We start from the raw sequence: 1,664 nt of genomic DNA, 5'->3' as shown, positions 1-1,664 counted from the left end.
TAGATGCCCTGACCCTTGATGTCATGCGGGTAGCCGACCACGGCGGCCTCGGCCACCTTGGCATGGGCGACCAGCGCGGATTCCACCTCGGCGGTGCCCATCCGGTGGCCCGATACGTTGATCACGTCGTCCACGCGGCCGGTGATCCAGTAGTCGCCATCGGCGTCACGGCGGCAGCCGTCACCCGAGAAGTAATAGCCCTTGTAGTCCGAGAAGTAGGTCTTCTCGAACCGCTCGTGATCGCCCCAGACGGTGCGCATCTGGCCCGGCCAGCTGTCCTTCAGCGCCAGCACGCCCTCGGTCGGGCTGGCATGGATTTCCTCACCCGACTGCGGGTCGAGCACAACGGGCTGCACCCCGAAGAACGGCTTCATCGCCGCGCCCGGCTTGGTCGCATGCGCGCCCGGCAGCGGGGTCAGCAGGTGCCCGCCGGTTTCCGTCTGCCACCATGTGTCGACGATCGGGCAGCGGCCACCGCCCACCACGTCGTTGTACCAGTTCCATGCCTCGGGGTTGATCGGTTCGCCCACCGTGCCGAGGATGCGCAGCGAGGATAGATCGCATTTCGTTACGAACTCGTTACCCTGACCCATCAGGGCGCGGATTGCGGTCGGCGCTGTGTAGAACTGGTTAACCGAGTGTTTCTCGCAGACCTGCCAGAAGCGCGAGGCGTCCGGATAGGTCGGCACACCCTCGAACATCAGCGTCGTCGCGCCGTTCGCCAGCGGGCCATAGACGATATAGCTGTGCCCGGTGACCCAGCCCACATCGGCGGTACACCAGTAAATATCGCCTTCATGATAATCGAAGGTAATCTCGTGGGTCAGGCTGGCGTAAACCAAATATCCACCAGTTGTGTGCACAACCCCCTTGGGCTGCCCGGTCGAGCCCGATGTGTAGAGAATGAAAAGGGGGTCTTCGGCATTCATTTCGGCAGGCTGGCTGACGTCGGACGCCTCCAGCGCCATTTCATTGTAATCGTAGTCGCGACCGTCGATCCATGTGGTCTGGCCGCCGGTGCGCTTGACGACAAGGCACTTCACGCTGTCCTTGCAGTGCAGCAGGGCGGCATCGGCGTTCGACTTGAGTGGGGTCTTGCGGCCCCCGCGCGGTGCCTCGTCGGCGGTGATCACCACCTTGGCGTCCGAGCCGTTCACCCGCGCGGCCAGCGCGTCGGGCGAGAAGCCGGCAAAGACGATGGAGTGGATCGCGCCGATGCGCGCGCAGGCCAGCATGGCATAGGCGGCTTCGGGGATCATCGGCAGGTAGATCACCACGCGGTCGCCCTTGCGCACGCCCAGGGTCTCGAGGATGTTGGCCATCTTGCAGACGCTGCCATGCAGGTCTTTATAGGTGATGTGCTTGGCCGCCTCATTGGGATCATCCGGCTCGAAGATGATCGCGGTCTGATCGCCGCGGGTCGCCAGATGCCGGTCGATGCAGTTCGCCGCCACGTTCAGCGTGCCGTCGGCAAACCAGTTGATCTTCACCTGACCCAGCGTGAAATCCACGTCCTTCACCTGCGTCGGCGCCTTCATCCAGTCCAGACGCTGCGCCTGCTCCGACCAGAACCCCTCCGGATCAGACACAGACCGCGCATACATCTCTTCGTAACGCCCAAGATCAACATGGGCGCGCGATACCATCTCCGTCGATGGCGGGTA

Annotated in this window: 1 protein-coding gene; it reads right to left on the bottom strand. The window is 63.5% G+C overall.

Going from position 1 to position 1,664, the window contains the following annotated elements; all coding sequences use genetic code 11:
* Window positions 1–1,664 (bottom strand): acetate--CoA ligase (gene acs, locus MGEO_RS21005; RefSeq protein WP_143746342.1); only part of this gene is annotated, 1,664 nt, incomplete at both ends.

The sequence above is a fragment of the Marivita geojedonensis genome, assembly GCF_002115805.1.
Taxonomy (GTDB): Bacteria; Pseudomonadota; Alphaproteobacteria; order Rhodobacterales; family Rhodobacteraceae; genus Marivita; species Marivita geojedonensis.
The sequence above is the reverse complement of the archived record's forward strand: the minus strand, read 5'-3'. Positions and strand labels throughout refer to the sequence as shown.